Genomic DNA, 17754 nt, shown 5'->3' with positions numbered 1-17754 from the left:
CGACCGCCGGGTCAGGTGCTCGCCCCGACGCCGCCGGTGGCGTGGCTGTGCTGGTCCTCCGACCCGAGCTCGCCTTCCGCGTGGTCGGCGTGTGACAGGGCCTCCGACAGCAGCGCATGCACGTGGGTGTTGGCTGCCGTGTAGTACACGAACGTCCCCTCACGCCTGCCCCGGACCAGCCCTGCGAGACGGAGCTTGGCCAGGTGCTGGCTCACCGACGTGGGGCTCACGCCCGCCAGCTCCGCGAGGCACGTCACCGAGGACTCGCCCTGGAGCAGCGCCCACAGCAGCTTGATCCGGGTCGGGTCGGCGAGCATCCGGAAGGTCTCGGCGGCGAGGTGCGCCTGCTCGTCCTCGGGCATCGAGAGGTCGGGAAGGCTGTCGTGCATGCCGCAACCCTACTGTGTGCATACCTTCACAGGTACGCAGATATGCTCCTCGCCATGCCGCACCTGCACGACCACCACGACCGCCACCACGAGGACGGGCACGACCACGACCACGGGCACGGCTGGTGGGACCGGGTCCGCCACGTCCTGACCCCGCACTCGCACGACGCCGCCGACTCGCTCGACACCGCGCTGGAGTCCAGCGCCCGCGGGATCCGTGCCGTCAAGCTCAGCCTCGTGGGACTCGGGTCCACGGCGCTCCTGCAGCTGGTCGTGGTGGCCGTGTCCGGCTCGGTGGCCCTCCTCGCGGACACGATCCACAACTTCTCCGACGCCCTCACCGCCCTGCCGCTGTGGATCGCGTTCCTCCTCGGCCGCCGCGCCGCGACGCGCCGCTACACGTACGGGTACGGCCGCGCCGAGGACCTGGCCGGCCTGTTCGTCATCGCGATGATCGCCCTCTCCGCGGTCCTCGCCGGCTGGGAGGCCGTGCGCCGGCTGCTCGACCCCGCCCCGGTGCAGAACCTCGGCTGGGTCGCGGTCGCCGGGTTCGTGGGCTTCCTCGGCAACGAGGCGGTCGCGGCATACCGGATCCGGGTGGGGCGCGCGATCGGGTCGGCGGCGCTCGTCGCGGACGGGCACCACGCTCGTACCGATGGCCTCACGTCCCTTGCGGTGCTGCTCGGCGCGGGCGGCGTCGCCCTCGGGTTGCCCTGGGCCGACCCGGCTGTGGGGCTGGTCATCACTATCGCCATCCTGCTGGTGCTCCGGACGGCCGCACGCGAGGTCTTCCGCCGGTTGATGGACGGCGTGGAGCCGGAGCTGACGGCATCCGCCCAGGCGGCCGTGACCGGCACCGACGGGGTGCGCGCGCTGCGCCGGCTCCGGCTGCGGTGGATCGGCCACGAGGTCCACGCGGACGTGTCCGTCGAGGTGGACCCGTCCCTCACCCTCGCCCAGGCGCACGAGGTCGCCCGGGCCGCCGAGCACCGACTGGCCGCAGCGGTGCCGCGCCTTCGCGACGCCGTCGTCGCCACGTCGCCGTCCGGGGCGCCAGCCACGCCCTGACGGCGCGCCCGGCCGCCGGCGCGGAAGTCGGGGCGACACCGTGTCAACCGCGCGGGCTCGTCGTGCCTGTCCCCAGGTGGAGTGCCGCCCCACCAGGGGCGCGGCACGCGGGAGGAGACGCACGGTGGAGATCGGCACGAGGCGGTGGCGGCGTGGTCCTTCTGGTGGTTCGCGCCGGCGTCCCCGCTCGGCATCCTGAGCCTCGACGTCCGTCGCCGCACGGAGGGCGTGCCATGGGAAGTGACCGAAGGGAGTACGAGGCGCTGTTCCGCGCCTCGTTCACCTCGGTCGCGCGCACGGTGTTCCTGGTCGTGCACGACCGCGCCGTCGCCGAGGAGCTCACCCAGGACGCCTTCGTCAAGCTCCTGGGCAGCTGGTCGACCGTCTCCGCCTACGAACGGCCCGAGGCCTGGGTGCGCAAGGTCGCCGTCCGCATGGCCCTGCGCCACCTGTCGCGCGAACGCTCGCGCCCGTTGCGGGAGATGCGTGCGTATGCCGTGCCGGCGCCTCCCGCAGACCCGGACCCGGACGTGGCCGCGGCCGTGCGGCAGCTGGCCCCGATGCAGCGTGCCGCCGTCGTCCTGCACTACTTCGAGGACCGGCCCGTGGCCGAGATCGCCGACGTGCTGCGCGTGTCAGAGTCGACGGTGAAGCAGCACCTGTACCGCGCCCGCGCCCGGCTCGCGCAGGCCCTCGGGGAGGAGCTGGTCAGCGATGTCGGTTGACGACAGGCTCCGCGCGGGCCTGGCCGCGAACGCCGAGCTGGGGCTCGACCCGGACATCGAGCAGCACCTGGCGCGGGTGATGGAGCGCAGCCGGCGCCGCCGCGCCCGAAGCTGGGTCGGCCTGGCCACGGGCGTCGCCGTCGCGGGCACCGCCGTCGCCCTCGCCGTCACGGTGCGCTGGGGTGCCGACGACCGGCCGCCGCGTCCCGCAACCACCTCGATCCAGGTCCCACCCGGCCGGTATGCCGGTCTGGTCGGCGCCCTGCCGGGAGCCCCCGACACCTCCGGCCGGTGGACCGTGTCCCTCGACGGGGGTGGCCGGCTCACCGTCACGGCCCCACCCGGGGCCACCCCTGACCTCTCCGGGACCCAGGGTCTGCTCGTCGGCGACAGGCTGCGGACCACGCTGTTCCAGCGCGACCTGTGCCAGGGGCAGCCGGCCGGCACGTACACCGTGGAACGCAGTGCCGAGCGCCTGGCCCTCGTCCGCCTCGTCGACCCGTGCACCGCGCGGTCCACCCTCCTCGGCACGACGACCTGGGTCTCGACGGCTGTCTCGACCTGGGGCGGACCGACGATCCCGGACGGTCGCTGGACCCGCGACGTCACGACGGCGCAGGCGCGGGCGCAGGGGTTCCGAGCCAGCCCGGAGTGGCTCGCCGCCAACGGGCTGACCGACGGCAGGAGCCACCTCTACCTGGACTTCCGCCGTGCGAGCTGGACGGTGATCGTCCAGGGCGACGGCGGGTCCCCGGCCGTGGGCGACCAGGGGACGGTCGTCTACGACGCCCTGGGCCGCTGGGTCCAGGCTGGCTCGCTCGCGATCGAGTGGTCGGTGGACGGCGACACGCTCACGACGCGCAACGTCGTCCGCGTGGACGGCCGGGCCGCCGAACCGGACGAGCGCTTCGTGCTCGAGGGCGTCTGGACCAGGGCCCCGGGCCGGTGAGCCCTCGACCACGCACCACCTGTCCACCACGCAAGGAGGAGAACCATGAAGGATCACGCCCATCGCGTCCGGACCGCAGCGGCCGGCGCTGTCCTGCTCGCCGCAGGCGCGCTGGCCCTGTCGGCCACCCCGGCGGTGGCGGCCGACACCACCGTGTCCCCCACCGACGCGCGCCTCGTGCCCAACCCGCTCGAGAGCTCGGACGAGGGGACGTCGTGGACGTGCCGGACCGCGGGGCCGGACATCGCGTGCACGGGCGACCTCGCCTACGGCTGGAGTGCCGAGCCCGGGCCCGATGACTGGTGCACGCAGCCGCTCTGGAGCGTCGACGGGCGGTTCCACCGCACCCAGACGCGGTGGTACTCCCCCGACCCGGCGTCCGGCCGGTTCCTCGAGTACTTCCGGCTCGTCCACCTCGACACCAGCGACGCCCTCGTCGCCTCGCCCGACGTGCCCGCGTCGACGGGCGTCCAGACGCGGCTCCAGATGACCTGGCGCAGCGACTTCGGCACCCCGGGCGTGCTCGACTCCCGCGTCACGCGCAAGCAGGGCATCGACACCTGGTTCAAGACGGCGCACGGCGGCGTCCTCACCCTCGACGTGGGGCAGAAGACGACGATCCTCAGCGACGACTTCGACCTCCGCGGCCGTTGGGACGTCGCGGCGGGTGACCCGGGTCTCGAGTTCGGGAAGGTGTGCACCGCACTCGGGCTCTGACCGGCCGAGCCGCTCCGGACCTGAGCCGCTTCGACCCACCGGAACCGCTCGACGCCCCGAGCCGCTGCGCCACCGCGCAGACGGCCCGGGGCGTCGGCGTCAGCCGAGGGTGGCGGCGTGGTCGGGGACGTAGGTCGTCTGCTCGCGGGGCGGCCGCTCGTACCCCTTGGGCTTCGGGCGCTCGGGCAACGTCAGCGACGGAGCCGGCACCTCGGCATACGGGATCGTCGACAGGAAATGGGCCATCATGTTGAGCCGCGCGCGCTTCTTGGAGTCGGACTCCACGACGTACCACGGGGCCTCGGGGATGTCGGTGTGCACCATCATCTCGTCCTTGGCACGCGAGTAGTCCTCCCAGCGGGTGATCGACTCGAGGTCCATCGGCGAGAGCTTCCACTGCCGCATCGGGTCGCTGAGCCGCGACCTGAACCGGCGCTGCTGCTCGGAGTCGCTGACCGAGAACCAGTACTTGCGCAGCAGGATGCCGTCCTCGACGAGCAGCCGCTCGAAGATCGGGCACTGGTGCAGGAACCTGCGGTGCTCGTGCGGCGTGCAGAAGCCCATGACCCGCTCGACGCCGGCCCGGTTGTACCAGGACCGGTCGAAGAGGGTGATCTCCCCGGCGGCGGGGAGGTGCTCGACGTACCGCTGGAAGTACCACTGGGTCCGCTCGCGCTCCGTCGGCGTGGGCAGCGCGACGATGCGGGCGTTGCGCGGGCTGAGGTACTCGGTGATGCGCTTGATCGTGCCGCCCTTGCCCGCGGCGTCACGTCCCTCGAAGACGACGACGACACGCTGCCGCTCGGCCTTGACCCACTCCTGGACCTTGACGAGCTCGGCCTGCAGCCGGAACAGCTCCGCCTCGTAGACCTCCGTGGGGAGCGAACCGGTCGAGCCTGCGTCCTTGGGCATGCGTCGATGGTAGGCGCGGCCCTGGGTTACGAGCCGGTCGTGGCGGAGGCTGCCCGCGAGACACCTTCGAGCGAGGCGGCCAGGCCACCCGGCACCACCTCGCGCAGCTCGTACCGGGCGCGCACGAGCGGTACCGGTACCGACAGCACCCGCGTGAGGTCGATGGGAGTGCCGCTCACGACCGCGTCGCACGCACCCGCGTCGACCGCCGCGCGGATCGTGGCCTCGAGGTCGCGGACCTGCTCGGCGCCGTAGCCCATGGCCGGCAGGATTCCGCGGGCGTTCGGGTACTTCGCGTACGTCGCGGCGATCGAGCCCACGGCATACGGCACCGGGTCGACGACCTCCGCGGCCCCCGCCGCGCGGGCGCCCACGACGCCCGCGCCCCACGACATCGAGCCGTGGGTGAGCGTCGGGCCGTCCTCCACCACGAGCACACGCCGGTCGCGGACGGCCGCGGCGTCGTCGACCGTCACGGGGCTCTCGGCCCGCAGCACGGTGGCGTGCGGGTTGAGCGAGCGGACCGAGGCCTCGACCGCCTCGACGTCGGCGGGGCGGGCGGAGTCGCACTTGGCGACGAGGACGACGTCTGCCATCCGGACGTTCGCCTCGCCGGGGTGGTATGCCGTCTCGTCGCCGGGGCGCAGCGGGTCGGCCAGGACGATGTGGAGGTCGGGGGCGTAGAACGGCAGGTCGTTGTTGCCGCCGTCCCAGAGGACGACGTCGGCCTCGCGCTCGGCCTCCCGCAGGATCCGCTCGTAGTCGACCCCGGCGTAGACGACCACGCCCGCGTCGAGGTGCGGCTCGTACTCCTCGCGCTCCTCGATCGTGCAGTCGTACCGGTCGAGGTCGGCGTGCGTGGCGAAGCGCTGGCACGCCTGGGCGGCGAGGTCCCCGTACGGCATCGGGTGCCGCACGGCCACGACCCGCAGGCCCTGCTCGCGGAGGAGCCGGGCCACGTAGCGGGTCGTCTGGCTCTTGCCGACGCCGGTGCGCACGGCCGTCACCGCCACGACCGGCCTGCTGCTGCGCAGCATGGTCCGCCGCGCACCGTGGAGCCGGAAGTCGGCACCGGCCGCGATGCAGCGGGACGCCAGGTGCATGACGTGCTCGTGCCGCACGTCGGAGTAGGCGAAGACGACGAGGTCCACGCCTTCGCGCGCGAGGAGGTCCTGGAGCTCGGACTCGGCGACGATCGGGATCCCTTGCGGGTACAGGGATCCCGCGAGCTCTGCCGGGTAGCGCCGCCCGTCGATGTCGGGGATCTGCGTCGCCGTGAAGGCGACCACCTCGACCCCGGGGTCGTCCCGGAACACGACGTTGAAGTCGTGGAAGTCGCGTCCGGCTGCCCCCAGGACGACGACGCGGGTGCGGGCTGTGCTGCTCCTGGTCATGACCGTCTCCCCGGCCGGGTTCCTGCCGTGGCCGACGCACCCACAGCGGGTGGTCCTGGGGAAGGGACCCTCCACGTCGAGTCTCCCACCGGCGTGATGTGCGCGAACCGGCCCGAGGGGGCGATCTTCGTCACCAGGGCTCCCCCGCCGGCGGCCGCGGTGGGACGATCGGAAGGTGAGCGGAGCGGCCTCGCGCCAGGGGTCCGGGGGTGTCGGCAAGGCACCACCCCATGACGCGACGCGCGAGCACATCGCCATGGCGCAGGACTGGGTGGCGAGCAACTACAGCCCCCTCCCCGTCGTCCTCGCGCACGCAGAAGGAGCCTGGGTCACCGACGTCGAGGGGCGGCGGTACCTCGACGCCCTCGCCGGCTACTCGGCCCTCAACTTCGGCCACCTGCACCCGGCGCTCGTGGCGGCGGCACGGACCCAGCTCGAGCGCCTCACCCTGACCAGCCGGGCGTTCCACAGCGACCGCCTCGGACCGTTCTGCCGGGACCTCGCGACGCTCGCCGGCAAGGACCTCGTGCTGCCGATGAACACCGGCGCCGAGGCTGTCGAGACCGCGATCAAGGTGTCGCGCCGATGGGGCTACGAGGTGAAGGGCGTCCCCGACGGACGGGCGCGGATCGTCGCCATGCACGGCAACTTCCACGGGCGCACGACGACGATCATCAGCTTCTCCGACGACCCCGTCGCCCGGGAGCACTACGGCCCCTACACGCCCGGCTTCGACCTCGTCCCGTTCGGGGACCTCGAGGCGCTCGAGGCCGCAGTCACCGACGAGACGGTGGCCGTGCTGATCGAGCCGATCCAGGGCGAGGGCGGGGTCGTCGTACCACCGGACGGCTGGCTGCGCGGCGTGCGCGACCTGACCCGTCGCCGTGGCGTGCTCCTGGTCGCCGACGAGATCCAGTCGGGCCTGGGCCGCACCGGGACGACGTTCGCGTGCGACCTCGAGGGCGTCGTGCCGGACGTCTACGTGCTGGGCAAGGCGCTCGGCGGCGGCATCGTGCCGCTCTCGGCGGTCGTCGCCGACCGCGACGTGCTGGGCGTCTTCACCCCCGGCAGCCACGGGTCGACGTTCGGCGGGAACCCGCTGGCCGCAGCCGTCGGCCAGGCGGTGGTCGCGCTGCTCGCGACGGGCGAGTTCCAGGAGCGCGCGCGGCGGCTCGGGCTGCTGCTCGGGTCGGGCCTGCGCGCCCTCGTCGGCCACGGCCTCGTGGCGGTCAGGTGCCGCGGCCTGTGGGCCGGGATCGACATCGACCCGTCGCTCATGACCGGTCGCGAGGCGTGCCACCGGCTGCTCGAGCGCGGCGTGCTCGCCAAGGACACCCACGGGTCGACCGTGCGCCTCGCTCCCCCGCTGGTCATCCGCGAGGCGGAGGTCGAGCTCCTGCTCGACGCCGTCGCGGGCGTCCTCGACGATGCCCGCCGGGACCGCGACCAGGGCCACCACGGCGGCTGAGGTCAGGCGCCCAGCACGAGGAACACGCCGGAGACGACGAGGCCCACCTCCACCAGCACCGTGAACACCCGCTCGTCCATGCGGTGGACCAGTCGCTTGCCGGTCCACGCCCCGAGCATCGTCGCCGGGGCCAGGACCGCGCCCAGCGCCGCCACCCGGGCGGACACGAGGTCCCCGGTGCCGTATGCCGCGAGCTTGGCGGCGTGCATCACCACCGCCCCCGCCGCCTCGGTGCCGATGTAGGCGTCCTTGACCAGGCCGTACGCGAGGAAGAACGGGGCCGTCAGGGGCCCGACGCTCCCCAGGAGCGCGGACCCCGCCCCGGAGGCGGCGCCCACGGCGACGAAGGCCCGCGGGCTCGGGCGGCCCAGCTGCCGCCGGCGGACGTGGCGAAGGACGACGACCGCGAGCAGGAAGACGCCGAGGACCCGCTGCAGGCCGGCCGCGGGCGCCGTCGCGAACAGCAGGCCGAAGGCGAGCGCGGTCGGCACGGCCCCGAGGGCGAAGTTGCGGACGAGGCGCCACTCGATGTGCCGCGAGTTCAGCGCCACGCGGGACCCGTTCGAGACCAGCTGGGCCAGCGTGAGCACCGGGACGGCGACCCGCAGGCCGAACAGCGCGGTGAACACCGGCAGCAGGACGACGCCGCCCCCGAAGCCGGCGACGGCCGAGACGACCGCGAGGGCGAAGGCCGCCACCGCGGCGAGGGCCAGGCTCAGCGGGTCCACGGGCTCACCGGGTCCACTGGCTCACCGGGTCCCCCGAGGTCACGCCGTCACGGGGCGACGGTCGCGCTCGCCGCCTGCGTTCGTGGCACGTCACAGGCCCATGCCGGCCAGGTAGCCGGCGCCGGCGGCGAGCATGCCCGCGACCAGGCTCCCCGCCACGTTGGCCCCCGCCACCAGGTACGAGCGGCTCTCGACCAGGCGCATGGTCTCGTAGCTGAAGGTCGAGTACGTCGTCAGTGCCCCGCAGAACCCCGTCCCGAGGGCGAGGGTGAGGGCGTGCGGCACCGCGTGGTGGGCGGCCAGGCCGGTGAGCAGCCCGAGCACGAGGGACCCGACGACGTTGACGGTGAGCGTCCCCCACGGCAGGACGCTGTCGTGCCGTGCCTGGACCGCCCGGTCGGTGAGGTAGCGCGCGGGTGCCCCCACCGCGGCACCGATCCACAGCACCAGCAGGCCCGTCACTGCTCCCCGTCCGAGGGCGCGCCCGTGGGTCCGCGGAACCGGTGCACGCGGACGCTGACGTCGTCGAGGGTGACGAGCCCCTCGGTCACGAGCTCGTCGATGACCGGCAGGAACGCGTCCACCTTCTCGGCGGTGTCGACGATGACGACGACGACCGGCAGGTCCTCCGACAGCGACAGCAGCCGCGAGGTGTGGATCCGCTGCGACGTGCCGAAGCCCTCGATCCCGCGGAGCACGCTCGCGCCCGCCAGCCCGGCGGCGTGCGCGCGGTGGACGATCTCGGTGTAGGTGGGCTTGTGCTGCCAGGTGTCGGACTCCCCCAGGTAGATGGTCAGCCTCCGGGCCGGTCCGTTCAGCGTGGTCATCGGTGGGCCTCCCGGTCGGTGCGGTGCCTGCGTCGGTGGACGAGGGCGAGGGTGCCGCGCGTGGCGAAGGCACCCAAGGTCACGGCGAGCAGCGCGGCGAGGGCGGTGAGCAGCAGGTAGGCGGTGGCGGCCGCGGTCTCGCCGTGCCGCAGCAGGCCGAGCGTCTCCACCGTGTACGTGCTGAAGGTCGTGTAGCCGCCGAGCACCCCGACGCCCAGGAACGGCCGCAGCAGCGGGTGCGTACCGCCGACCTCCACGACGAACACCATGAGGACGCCGATGAGCAGGCACCCGGTGACGTTGATGGTGAAGGTCGCCCACGGGATCCCACCGGCCGGTGCCGGGTATGCCGTGGCGAGCAGGTAGCGCGCCGTGGCGCCGAGCATCCCGCCGAGCGCGACGACCGGGAGCACCCACCGGTGCGAGGACCACTCCCGGCGGGTCGGCGCCACCCGGAGGTCGACGTCGGGGTCCACGGTCGCGCCGAGGGGCGACGGCTGGGGTTCGGGCATGGGTCTCCTACCGGGTCGAGGGTGCACAGGACTCCAGCAGGGACTGTTGGCAGCGCGTGCGCTGCGGTTGTCGGCGAGCCCCACCGCCATCGGCTCGGAGTCTAGCGTGCGGGTGACCGCCGCACCGCGGTCCGGCACACCGACGCCCACCTCGTCACCGGCGCCAGCGTGTCGTGCCCGACCCGCCGCACCACGTCCCGAACTGGTCGTCGGCCGACACACCCACCGTCAGAGCTGTTGCCGAACCCCAGGGTCGTGGACGACGTCCCCCAGAGGCTCCTCGTCACTCTCCGACGTCCCCATCGCGGCGGCCGCCCTGCCGCGGCGCAGCAGCGGCAGCACCGCCCGCCCGCTGGTCCCCTCGAGCTCGAAGGCGAGCGCGGCATACAGGGCCAGAACGGCGAGCACGATGCCGACCCAGCCGGCTGCGGTGAGCCATCCCTTCGAACCGGCCCACTGCGCGACGCCCGTGACGGCGAAGCGCGCAGCGCTGAGCGCCATGACCGCGCTGGCCACGCCCTTCGCATGGCCGGCGACCGCCGGGACGAGCATGGCCGCCGCGGCGGCGACAAGCAGCACGCCGAGCCCGGCGCTCATCGCCCCCGGGGGCGACGTGCGGGTCGCGAGCGCGACTGCCGCCCAGGTGCCGGCCAGGACGCCCATCCCGGTCGCGGCCACCGGGTCGCGGGCGAGGAAGCCCATCACGCAGGCCACCAGCTGCAGCGGCACGGTGAAGACGAGCACCCCGAGGGCCACTGTCCGGCCCTGGGCGGTCGGCACCCACCCGAGCTGGACGGCGCTGAACGAGAACGTCGCCAGGAACAGCCCGAGGAAACCCAGCGGCAACGGTGTCGCGAGCGGGCGCAGGACCACGCGGGGCGCGGGCAGGCGCGCCGTCTCGGTGTTCACGGCGTGACCATCGTCTGCGCGGAGGCCTCCTTGATGTGGGCGTTGGCCCACCGCATCTGGCGCAGGGTCTGGGGGTGGCACTTCTCGGCCACGTCGAGCAGCTCCTTCTCCTTGAGCGCCTGGGCGGTCTGCGCGAGCACCTCCCAGTCGAGCGAGACGCCGGCGGCGTCCTTGTGGACCTTGCGCAGGTCGGCGATGAGCAGCATCGACGCCTCGTGGTGGCGGCCCAGCAGCTCGTCCCCCTTCTGGCGCACCTTGGCCACCACCGTCACGTCGCCGGGGGGCTCGGCATCGAGCTCGAGGCCGAAGTCGCGGCCGATCCGGGCGAGCTCGCGGACGTGCTGCTGGGACCAGCGCGCGATGTCGCGGGCGACGTGGTGCACCTCGTGGTCGGCCTTGTGCCGGTCCGAGATCCGCAGCAGGTCGGCGGCCAGGTCGCTCTCGGAGCGGTGGAGCTCCTCGATGGCCATCGGGATCTTGCTCATCGTGCCGCCTCCGTGCTCGCCAGCTGCTCGTGGACGTGGGCCGCCGGACCTCCGGTGGTCGGCGGCACCGACACCGTGACCGGCCGGGACGCGGTCGTCGTCGGTGCCGCCGCCGGCTCGCCCCCGCCCGCCGAGACGCGCTCGACGGCGGCGGCCGCGGTCTTGAAGATCGGCTGCTTGGAGGCGGGGTCCCAGTCAGTGAGGGTGAGCTCGTTGGCCGCGCGGCCGTGTTCCTGTGGCTCGTGGCCGCCCGGCTCGTCCCAGTACCCGTAGTGGAACGGCAGGAAGAGCACGCCGGGCCGGATGCCGCTGATGCGCAGCCTCGCTGTCACCTCGCCGCGCGGCGTCGTCACGCGCAACAGGTCGCCCTCCTCCCAGCCGCGGTCGGCCGCGTCGGAGGCGGACATCTCGACCCAGACCTCCGGCGCCGCCGCCTGCAGCTGCGGCGCGCGCCGCGTCTTGGTGCGGGTGTGGAAGTGGTAGAGCGTCCGGCCGGTGATGAGCTGGAACGGGTACTCCTGCGAGATGTTCTCGTGCGGCGGCAGGTACTCGGCGGCCTTGATCACCGCCTTGCCGGTGGGGTTGAGCGCCTTGTACTCGGTCGGCTCGACGGGCGCGCCGGTGACCAGGTCGCGGCCGTAGGACTCGCAGTAGTCCGGTGCCGCCCAGAACTGCCCGTCCTCGTAGATGCGCTCGGTTCCGTCGGGGTGCTCCTCGTTGCAGGGCCACTGGATGCCGCTGCCGCCGCGCAGCTTGTCGTAGGACAACCCGGTGTAGTCGCACGGTCGCCCGCGGGTGCACTCCTTCCACGCCTCGAAGGCCCCCTCGGGCGTGGACCACTTCACGAGCGGCTGGCCGTCCTTGTCCTGCAGCCCCAGCCGGTGCGCGAACTCGATGAAGATGTCGAGGTCGGGCCGCGCCTCGCCCGGCGGCTCGACCGCCTTCTGCGACAGGTGCACGGTCCGGTCCACGTTCGTGAAGGTGCCCGTCTTCTCGCCCCACGTCGCGGCCGGCAGGACGACGTCGGCGAGCTGCGCGGTCTCGGACAGGAAGATGTCCTGCACGACGAGGAACAGCCGCTCCTGCGACAGGATCGAGCGGATCCGCCGGAGCTCGGGCAGCGACACCGCAGGGTTGGTGCCGCTGACGTAGAGGAAGCGGATCGAGCCGTCCTCGGCATACCGCATGATCTGCATGAGGTGGGTCGGGGCCGAGTAGTGCGGGATCTGCATCGGGTCGATGTTCCAGACCTTCGCCAGGTCCTCGGTGTGCGCGTCGTTGCTCCAGTTCCGGAAGGCGGGCAGGTCCCCGTCGGCCCCGCACTCGCGGGTGTTCTGCGCCGTCGGCTGGCCGTTCATCTGCAGCACGCCGCAGCCGGGCTTGCCGAGCATCCCGCGCAGGATGTGGATGTTGTTGACCTGCACCGAAGCGGCCGTCGCCTGGTGCGACTGGTAGAAGCCCTGGAGCACCGAGGAGAGCAGGCGCTCGGCCGTGCCGATGGCCCGGGCCGCCTGCCGCACGTCCGCGGCCGGCACGTCGCAGATCTCCTCCGCCAGCTCGGGGGTGTAGTCGGTCAGCTGCTTGGTCAGCTCGTCGTAGCCGACGGCGTGCTCCTGGACGTAGGCCTCGTCGACCCACCCGTTGTCGACCAGCTCGTGTAGGAGGGCGTTCATGAGCACCACGTTGGTGCCCGGCCGCGGTGCGAGGTGTATGCCGTGGGAGCCGGCTGCCTCGGCGACGGGCGTCAGGCGCGGGTCGACGCAGATGATCGTCGGGGGGTTGGGGCCGGCGAGCCGGTCCAGGATGCGGCTCCACAGCACCACCTGGGTCTCGGCCATGTTGTGGCCGTACAGGCAGATGACGTCGGCGGTGTCGATGTCGGTGTACGACCCGGGCTGCCCGTCGCACCCGAACGACTCCTTGAGCGCCTCGGCAGCGGTGGCGGTGCACAGGCGGGTGTTGCCGTCCATGTGGTTGGTGCCGATGCCGCCGTGCCCGATGAGGGCGAGCGTGTAGTACTCCTCGAGGAAGAGCTGGCCCGTCGTGTAGAAGCCGATCGAGCTGGCACCGTGCTCGTCCAGCAGCTCCTTGGCCCGGCCGGCCACCGCGGCCATGGCGGTGTCCCAGTCGGTCTCGACCAGCTCGCCGTCGCGCCTGATGAGCGGCTTGGTGAGCCGGTCCGGCGAGTTGTTGGCCTGCCACCCGAAGGCGTCCTTGGGGTCGAGGCGGCCGTGGTTGACGCGGTCCACCTCCCGTCCGCGGACGCCGACGATCCGGTCGTCCTTGACGGCGATGTCCATGCCGTCGCCGTTGGAGTGCAGGATCGAGGCGGTCTGCACCCACCGGTCGACGTCTCCGGGCTCTAGCCCCTCCTCGAGGTGGGTGTCCACCCGCGTCGGCCACCGTTCCCCTGCGGCATACGGCGTGCGTGTCCCCCAGGGCTCGGCAATGCGATCGCTCATGCCCCTTCGTGCCCGGCACGATCGACCGGCAAACACGGATCGACGGTCAGGGGGCGGCCAGGACCTCCACCACGGCGAGGTCGTAGCGGTCCGCGGTGGGCGCGGGGTCGTTCGTCGTCACGGCCGTCCCCGAGGCAGGGGTCGGCGCGTTCTGTCGCTGGACCCAGTACGTGTCTCCCGCCGGCGCGAGGTACTGGTCGACCATCGTCTGCCCGGCGCCCACGGTACGGGCCGTCGCGGTGCTCCAGTCGGTGCCGACCCCCCAGACCCAGCTCCCGGCGCGGGTGGTCGTCAGGGTGGCGCTGGGTGCTCCCGTCGCCGCGCTGGTGGCGGTGGCAGCACCGGTCGAGGTGTCGGCACCCAGGAAGGCGACGACGGTGATCGACGACTGCCACGAGCCGGAGGCCTGCGTGGCCGTGACCGTGGCGTTCGTCAGCGGGGCGGGGGCGACCGCCTGCCAGATCTCGGCGGTCCCCGGCTGGGCGTTCGCACGCTGCCTGAGCGTCCACGTCAGTCCACCTCCGGTCACGCTGGAGAACGCGGCCGTCCCACCACCGCTGGGGCCGTCGGAGCTGAGCAGGGCGAGGAGCAGCTCCTGGCTGCCGGTCGTGGTCACGCCGGTGGCCGCGACGGTGGTGGCAGCCGTGCCGCGGTGGGTGCTCACCACCTTGTCGACGGTGATCGAGCGGGTCGCGGTCGGGACGGTCACGGTGACGGGGTCGGAGGCGGCACTGACGTTCCCGGCTGCGTCCTGGGCGGTCACGGCATACGTGTAGGAGGAGCCGCCGGAGACGGAGGTGTCCGTGTACCCGGTCCCGGTCGTGGTGGCGAGGGCGACCCCGCCCCGCATGACCGTGTAGCGCGCCACGCCCACGTCGTCGGTGGCGGCCGTCCAGCTGAGAGCCACCTGGCCGGCAGCCGGAGTGGCAACGAGGTTGGACGGCGCCGTGGGCGCGGTCGTGTCCGCGGTGGCGGTGGCGTTCGCCTCGTTGGAACCGGGACTGATGTTGGCGGCTGCGTCCTCTGCCTTGACGACGTAGTAGTACGTGCCCGCGGCCAGGCCAGAGTCCCGGTAGCTCGTCGCCGTGCCGGCGACCTGGGCCACCTGGTTCGAGGGCCCGGGGACGAACCCGGTGGCCGTCGAGCGGTAGACGTCGTACCTGGCCACGGCGACGTCGTCGGTGGAGGCGGTCCACGACAGGTCGACCCGCCCCGTGCCGCCGGTGGCCGTGAGGCCGCTCGGCGCGGTCGGGGCGACGAGGTCCTCCGAGGGGGCCGGGAGCCTGGTCATGGCGGCGACCGAGGGCACGCCGTTCCCGTCGACGATGAAGAGCATGTAGTAACCGGGGGGCGCCGTGTTGCCGTTCGCGGGGAGCTGCACGGAGATGCCGTCGCTGGTCCGGGTGAAGGGCAGCTGCATCCCCCTGGCGTTCTGGTCGAACGAGTGGGTCACGGACCCGGTCCGGATGAGGGACACGGAGGCGATGCCGGCCGCGTCAGGGGTCTGGACGAACGCGGTACCGCCGTACTGCACCGACGTGGGGGCGGAGGTGATCGTCGGTCGTGGGCCCTTGAACAGGTAGCTCGGCGAGTACATCTGGTAGCTCTTCTGGTCTGCGACTCCGGTGTCCCCTCCCGACCCCGACACGAACACCCGGCCGTCGGGCAGCAGCACGGCGACGGAGTGGTAGAGCCGTGGCACCGACATCGACGCCACGGTCCGCCACGTGCCGGTGGCGGGGTTCCAGACCTCGGCGGGCAGCACGGCGTTCGCCGCGACCTGCCCGGACTTGTCGGTGCCGCCACCGGTGGCGAGGACGGTGCCGTCGGGCAGCGTCGTCAGGTTGACGAAGCTGCGGGGGTACGCCATGGAGGCCGTGGGCTGCCAGGTCGCGCCGGGCTGGTTGAGGTCGAGCGTGTATGCCGTGCTCGCCGACTGGCCGCTGAAGCCACCGTCGGACGCGCTACCCGCCTTGAGGAACTTGCCGGGTGCGTAGTTGGTGATCGACGCGGCGTCGAGCGCGCGGCTGTCGACCGTCGACCACTGCTGCGTGGTGGGGTCGAGCGCGATGGTGGAGGTGGGCTCCTCCGACGCGCCGGCCTGGAGGACCCTGCCGTCCGGGAGCTGGTACACGAAGGGGTAGTACGGGATGTTCCGGGTGGCGGTCGTCAGGTCGGTCCAGGTGTTGGTCCTCGGGTCGTACACCTCGGGCACCTGGACGATGTCGGTCGCGGACGTGTTCGACCCCGAGGTCACCAGGACCCGTCCGTCGGCCAGGGTCGTCGCTGTCGGGTACCAGCGGGGGTGGTGCATCGGCGCCAAGGTCTGCCACGTCCCGGTCGAGGGGTTGAAGGCCGTCACCGTCGTGATCCCCAGGCCTCCGTTGGTGGCTGTTCCCCCGACCACCAGGATCCGGCCGTCGGCCAGGACCGCCTGTCCCGCGCAGAACAGGTCAGCCGCCGCGTTGGGCACCTGGGTCGTCGCGCCCGTCGAGGGGTCGAGGAGGTACTGCTGCCCGCCCTGGCTGAAGTCGCCCTGCCACGTGAGGATCTTGCCGGTGTCCGTGAGCGCCGCGTGGATCGACACCTCGGGCCACGGCTGGACCGGCCCCCAGGAGCCCACGACGCCGGGGTCGGACCCGGCATTGGCCACCGTGACCGTGACGTTCGCGGTCGTCGTGTTGCCCGCGGCATCCCGGGCCTTCGCCGAGACGGTGTGCGACCCGTCCGAGACCGTCGTCGTCGACCACGAGACCGAGTACGGCGCGGCCGTGTCCTCCGCCCCGAGGGCGGTGCCGTCGACGGCGAGCTGCACCCCGACGACACCGGTGTCGTCCGAGGCCGTGGCCGTCACGAGCACCGACCCGCTCACGGTCGAGCCGTCGGCGGGAGCGGTGACGGCCACCGTCGGGGGCGTCGTGTCGATGGCGGGCGCGGCGGTGTCGAAGGTCGCATCGGGAGAGGTGGCGAGGTTGCCCGCCTGGTCCGCCGACCGCACCGCGAAGTGGTAGGTGGTGCTCGCGACGAGCCCGGTCAGCTGCTGGGAGTGCGACGTCACCAGCGCCGAGTCGAGCGAGGTGGCCGATCCGTATGCCGTCGACGTGCCGTACAGGACCTGGCTCGTGGCGGGTTCGTCCGTCGTCCACGTGACCGTGGCGGTGCTCGAGGAGGGCGTGCCGCTCGAGACCGCGGAGACGGTCGGTGGCGTGACGTCCGGCGAGGCTGCGGGAACCTCGATGACGGACAGGTCCCACCGGTCGTTCGTGGGCGCCGTGTCGTTGATGGTGACCTGGCTGCCGGCCGAGGGGGTGGTCGCAGTCTGGCGCTGCACCCACATCGTGTCGCCGCTCGGCGAGAGGAACTCGTCGACCTTGGTCTGGCCGGTGCCCACGGTCCGGGCGACGGCGCGGTCGTAGTCGTTGCCGACACCCCACACCCACGACCCGGCGCGGCTCGTGGTCAGCACCGCACTGGGCGCACCGGTCGCCGCACTCGCTCCCTTGACCGCTCCGTCGACGGCGAGGTCGGCACCGGTGAAGGACACCACGGTGATGGAGGCCTGGTAGGAGCCGGAGTGGGTGGCGCGCACCGTCACGTTGCTGAGCGCCGTCGTGGCCACCGCCTGCCAGATCTCGGCCGTCCCGAGCTGCGCGTTGGTGCGTTGCCGCAGCCGCCACGTGAGCCCCCCGCCGGTGACGCCGGTGATGGTCTGGGTCGGCGTCGTCGGCCCGTCCGCGGTGGCGAAGGCGAGCAGCAGCTCGCCGGCCTGCGAGGTGGTGAACGCGGGCGAGGTGACGCTGGTCGAGCTCTTGGTGCCGTGGGTCGTCACGATGGTGTCGACGGCGACTCCTCCCGCCGCCCCTGCGGGTCCTGCGCCGACGTCGACACCGACGCCCCACAACGCGAGGGCCAGCGCCACCACTGCCGCTGCTCCCTTGGCCGAGAGCCTGCGAGGGACCATGTCCGTCCCCTTCCCGCCGTTGTCCCGATGACGCGGGTCCCCGGTGCAGATCTGCACGTCCGTCGCCGGCGCGAACGTCATCGGTCCGAACGTAGCCCCGCTCTTGGACCGGAGGCTCCACATTTCTGCGTAAGCACCGCGAGTTGACGGACAACCTTGTTGACCATTTGGATAAGGTCAACTAAGTTGTCCAACAGGTCGGTGGCGTCCCTCACCGGCCGTTCCTCGCACCACCGTCTGGAGACCGC

At 72.8% G+C, this 17754-nt stretch carries 16 protein-coding genes; 5 read left to right on the top strand and 11 right to left on the bottom strand.

Going from position 1 to position 17754, the window contains the following annotated elements:
- Positions 1-11: 11 nt before the first annotated feature.
- A complete protein-coding gene (locus tag J2X64_RS15450; RefSeq protein WP_310156458.1) occupies positions 12-389 on the bottom strand; it encodes a metalloregulator ArsR/SmtB family transcription factor in 378 nt (125 codons plus the stop codon).
- A gap of 54 nt (positions 390-443) precedes the next feature.
- On the opposite strand from J2X64_RS15450, the gene J2X64_RS15445 reads away from it, so the two are divergent.
- The 4 genes from J2X64_RS15445 to J2X64_RS15430 all read left to right on the top strand — a co-directional run bounded on the left by J2X64_RS15445 (position 444) and on the right by J2X64_RS15430 (position 3848).
- Positions 444-1457 carry a cation diffusion facilitator family transporter gene (locus J2X64_RS15445; RefSeq protein WP_310156456.1) on the top strand — a complete coding sequence of 338 codons (1014 nt, stop codon included), beginning with the start codon at positions 444-446 and terminating at the stop codon, positions 1455-1457.
- Between the two features lie 233 nt (positions 1458-1690).
- Positions 1691-2182 (top strand): sigma-70 family RNA polymerase sigma factor, encoded by a 492-nt coding sequence (locus tag J2X64_RS15440; RefSeq protein ID WP_310156454.1) that lies wholly within the window; start codon positions 1691-1693, stop codon positions 2180-2182.
- Positions 2172-3131: a hypothetical protein gene (locus J2X64_RS15435; RefSeq protein ID WP_310156452.1), complete on the top strand. Its 960-nt coding sequence runs from the start codon at positions 2172-2174 to the stop codon at positions 3129-3131. The genes J2X64_RS15440 and J2X64_RS15435 overlap by 11 nt, the downstream gene beginning before the upstream one ends.
- A 45-nt stretch (positions 3132-3176) precedes the next feature.
- Positions 3177-3848, top strand: coding sequence for a hypothetical protein (locus J2X64_RS15430; protein ID WP_310156450.1), 672 nt, complete (start codon positions 3177-3179; stop codon positions 3846-3848).
- Between the two features lie 99 nt (positions 3849-3947).
- Here the strand turns inward: J2X64_RS15430 and ppk2 are convergent, their stop codons facing one another.
- Both ppk2 and J2X64_RS15420 read right to left on the bottom strand, forming a co-directional pair.
- Positions 3948-4760: a polyphosphate kinase 2 gene (gene ppk2, locus J2X64_RS15425; protein WP_310156448.1), complete on the bottom strand. Its 813-nt coding sequence runs from the start codon at positions 4758-4760 to the stop codon at positions 3948-3950.
- A gap of 26 nt (positions 4761-4786) precedes the next feature.
- Positions 4787-6154, bottom strand: a complete 1368-nt coding sequence (locus J2X64_RS15420; RefSeq protein WP_310156447.1) for a cyclic 2,3-diphosphoglycerate synthase — start codon at positions 6152-6154, stop codon at positions 4787-4789.
- 250 nt (positions 6155-6404) lie between these two features.
- Between J2X64_RS15420 and rocD the strand changes: the two genes are divergently transcribed.
- On the top strand, positions 6405-7622 hold the full coding sequence (rocD, locus tag J2X64_RS15415; RefSeq protein WP_310157565.1) for an ornithine--oxo-acid transaminase: 1218 nt from the start codon (positions 6405-6407) through the stop codon (positions 7620-7622).
- A 2-nt stretch (positions 7623-7624) separates the two neighbouring features.
- Here the strand turns inward: rocD and J2X64_RS15410 are convergent, their stop codons facing one another.
- The 8 genes from J2X64_RS15410 to J2X64_RS15375 all read right to left on the bottom strand — a co-directional run bounded on the left by J2X64_RS15410 (position 7625) and on the right by J2X64_RS15375 (position 17506).
- A complete protein-coding gene (locus J2X64_RS15410; protein ID WP_310156446.1) occupies positions 7625-8350 on the bottom strand; it encodes a sulfite exporter TauE/SafE family protein in 726 nt (241 codons plus the stop codon).
- Positions 8351-8440: 90 nt separating this feature from the next.
- Entirely contained in the window at positions 8441-8812 is a 372-nt protein-coding gene (crcB, locus tag J2X64_RS15405; RefSeq protein WP_310156444.1) for a fluoride efflux transporter CrcB, read from the bottom strand.
- The gene (locus tag J2X64_RS15400) at positions 8809-9177 is read right to left on the bottom strand and encodes a DUF190 domain-containing protein (protein WP_310156443.1); all 369 of its coding nucleotides are present in this window, start codon (positions 9175-9177) and stop codon (positions 8809-8811) included. The genes crcB (J2X64_RS15405) and J2X64_RS15400 overlap by 4 nt, the downstream gene beginning before the upstream one ends.
- Entirely contained in the window at positions 9174-9689 is a 516-nt protein-coding gene (gene crcB / locus J2X64_RS15395) for a fluoride efflux transporter CrcB (protein ID WP_310156442.1), read from the bottom strand. The genes J2X64_RS15400 and crcB (J2X64_RS15395) overlap by 4 nt, the downstream gene beginning before the upstream one ends.
- Before the next feature lie 228 nt (positions 9690-9917).
- The gene (locus J2X64_RS15390) at positions 9918-10598 is read right to left on the bottom strand and encodes a hypothetical protein (RefSeq protein WP_310156440.1); all 681 of its coding nucleotides are present in this window, start codon (positions 10596-10598) and stop codon (positions 9918-9920) included.
- Positions 10595-11083, bottom strand: a complete 489-nt coding sequence (locus J2X64_RS15385) for a hypothetical protein (protein ID WP_310156436.1) — start codon at positions 11081-11083, stop codon at positions 10595-10597. Before J2X64_RS15385 ends, J2X64_RS15390 begins: the two co-directional genes overlap by 4 nt.
- Positions 11080-13545: a nitrate reductase gene (locus J2X64_RS15380; protein ID WP_310156434.1), complete on the bottom strand. Its 2466-nt coding sequence runs from the start codon at positions 13543-13545 to the stop codon at positions 11080-11082. The genes J2X64_RS15385 and J2X64_RS15380 overlap by 4 nt, the downstream gene beginning before the upstream one ends.
- A 46-nt stretch (positions 13546-13591) precedes the next feature.
- Positions 13592-17506: a galactose oxidase-like domain-containing protein gene (locus J2X64_RS15375; RefSeq protein ID WP_310156433.1), complete on the bottom strand. Its 3915-nt coding sequence runs from the start codon at positions 17504-17506 to the stop codon at positions 13592-13594.
- Positions 17507-17754 lie beyond the last annotated feature (248 nt).

The organism is Phycicoccus sp. 3266 (assembly GCF_031456495.1).
Lineage (GTDB): Bacteria > Actinomycetota > Actinomycetes > Actinomycetales > Dermatophilaceae > Pedococcus.
Note: the sequence above shows the minus strand (reverse complement) of the source record. Positions and strands in the feature narration are given on the sequence as shown.

What these genes read in the sequence shown, in the direction of transcription:
- J2X64_RS15450 (WP_310156458.1), bottom strand. Translation starts at nt 389, where the DNA reads ATGCACGACAGCCTTCCCGACCTCTCGATGCCCGAGGACGAGCAGGCG.
- J2X64_RS15440 (WP_310156454.1), top strand. Translation starts at nt 1,691, where the DNA reads ATGGGAAGTGACCGAAGGGAGTACGAGGCGCTGTTCCGCGCCTCGTTC.
- J2X64_RS15380 (WP_310156434.1), bottom strand. Translation starts at nt 13,545, where the DNA reads ATGAGCGATCGCATTGCCGAGCCCTGGGGGACACGCACGCCGTATGCC.
- J2X64_RS15420 (WP_310156447.1), bottom strand. Translation starts at nt 6,154, where the DNA reads ATGACCAGGAGCAGCACAGCCCGCACCCGCGTCGTCGTCCTGGGGGCA.
- J2X64_RS15400 (WP_310156443.1), bottom strand. Translation starts at nt 9,177, where the DNA reads ATGACCACGCTGAACGGACCGGCCCGGAGGCTGACCATCTACCTGGGG.
- ppk2 (WP_310156448.1), bottom strand. Translation starts at nt 4,760, where the DNA reads ATGCCCAAGGACGCAGGCTCGACCGGTTCGCTCCCCACGGAGGTCTAC.
- J2X64_RS15435 (WP_310156452.1), top strand. Translation starts at nt 2,172, where the DNA reads ATGTCGGTTGACGACAGGCTCCGCGCGGGCCTGGCCGCGAACGCCGAG.
- crcB (WP_310156442.1), bottom strand. Translation starts at nt 9,689, where the DNA reads ATGCCCGAACCCCAGCCGTCGCCCCTCGGCGCGACCGTGGACCCCGAC.
- J2X64_RS15430 (WP_310156450.1), top strand. Translation starts at nt 3,177, where the DNA reads ATGAAGGATCACGCCCATCGCGTCCGGACCGCAGCGGCCGGCGCTGTC.
- J2X64_RS15375 (WP_310156433.1), bottom strand. Translation starts at nt 17,506, where the DNA reads ATGGTCCCTCGCAGGCTCTCGGCCAAGGGAGCAGCGGCAGTGGTGGCG.
- J2X64_RS15385 (WP_310156436.1), bottom strand. Translation starts at nt 11,083, where the DNA reads ATGAGCAAGATCCCGATGGCCATCGAGGAGCTCCACCGCTCCGAGAGC.
- J2X64_RS15445 (WP_310156456.1), top strand. Translation starts at nt 444, where the DNA reads ATGCCGCACCTGCACGACCACCACGACCGCCACCACGAGGACGGGCAC.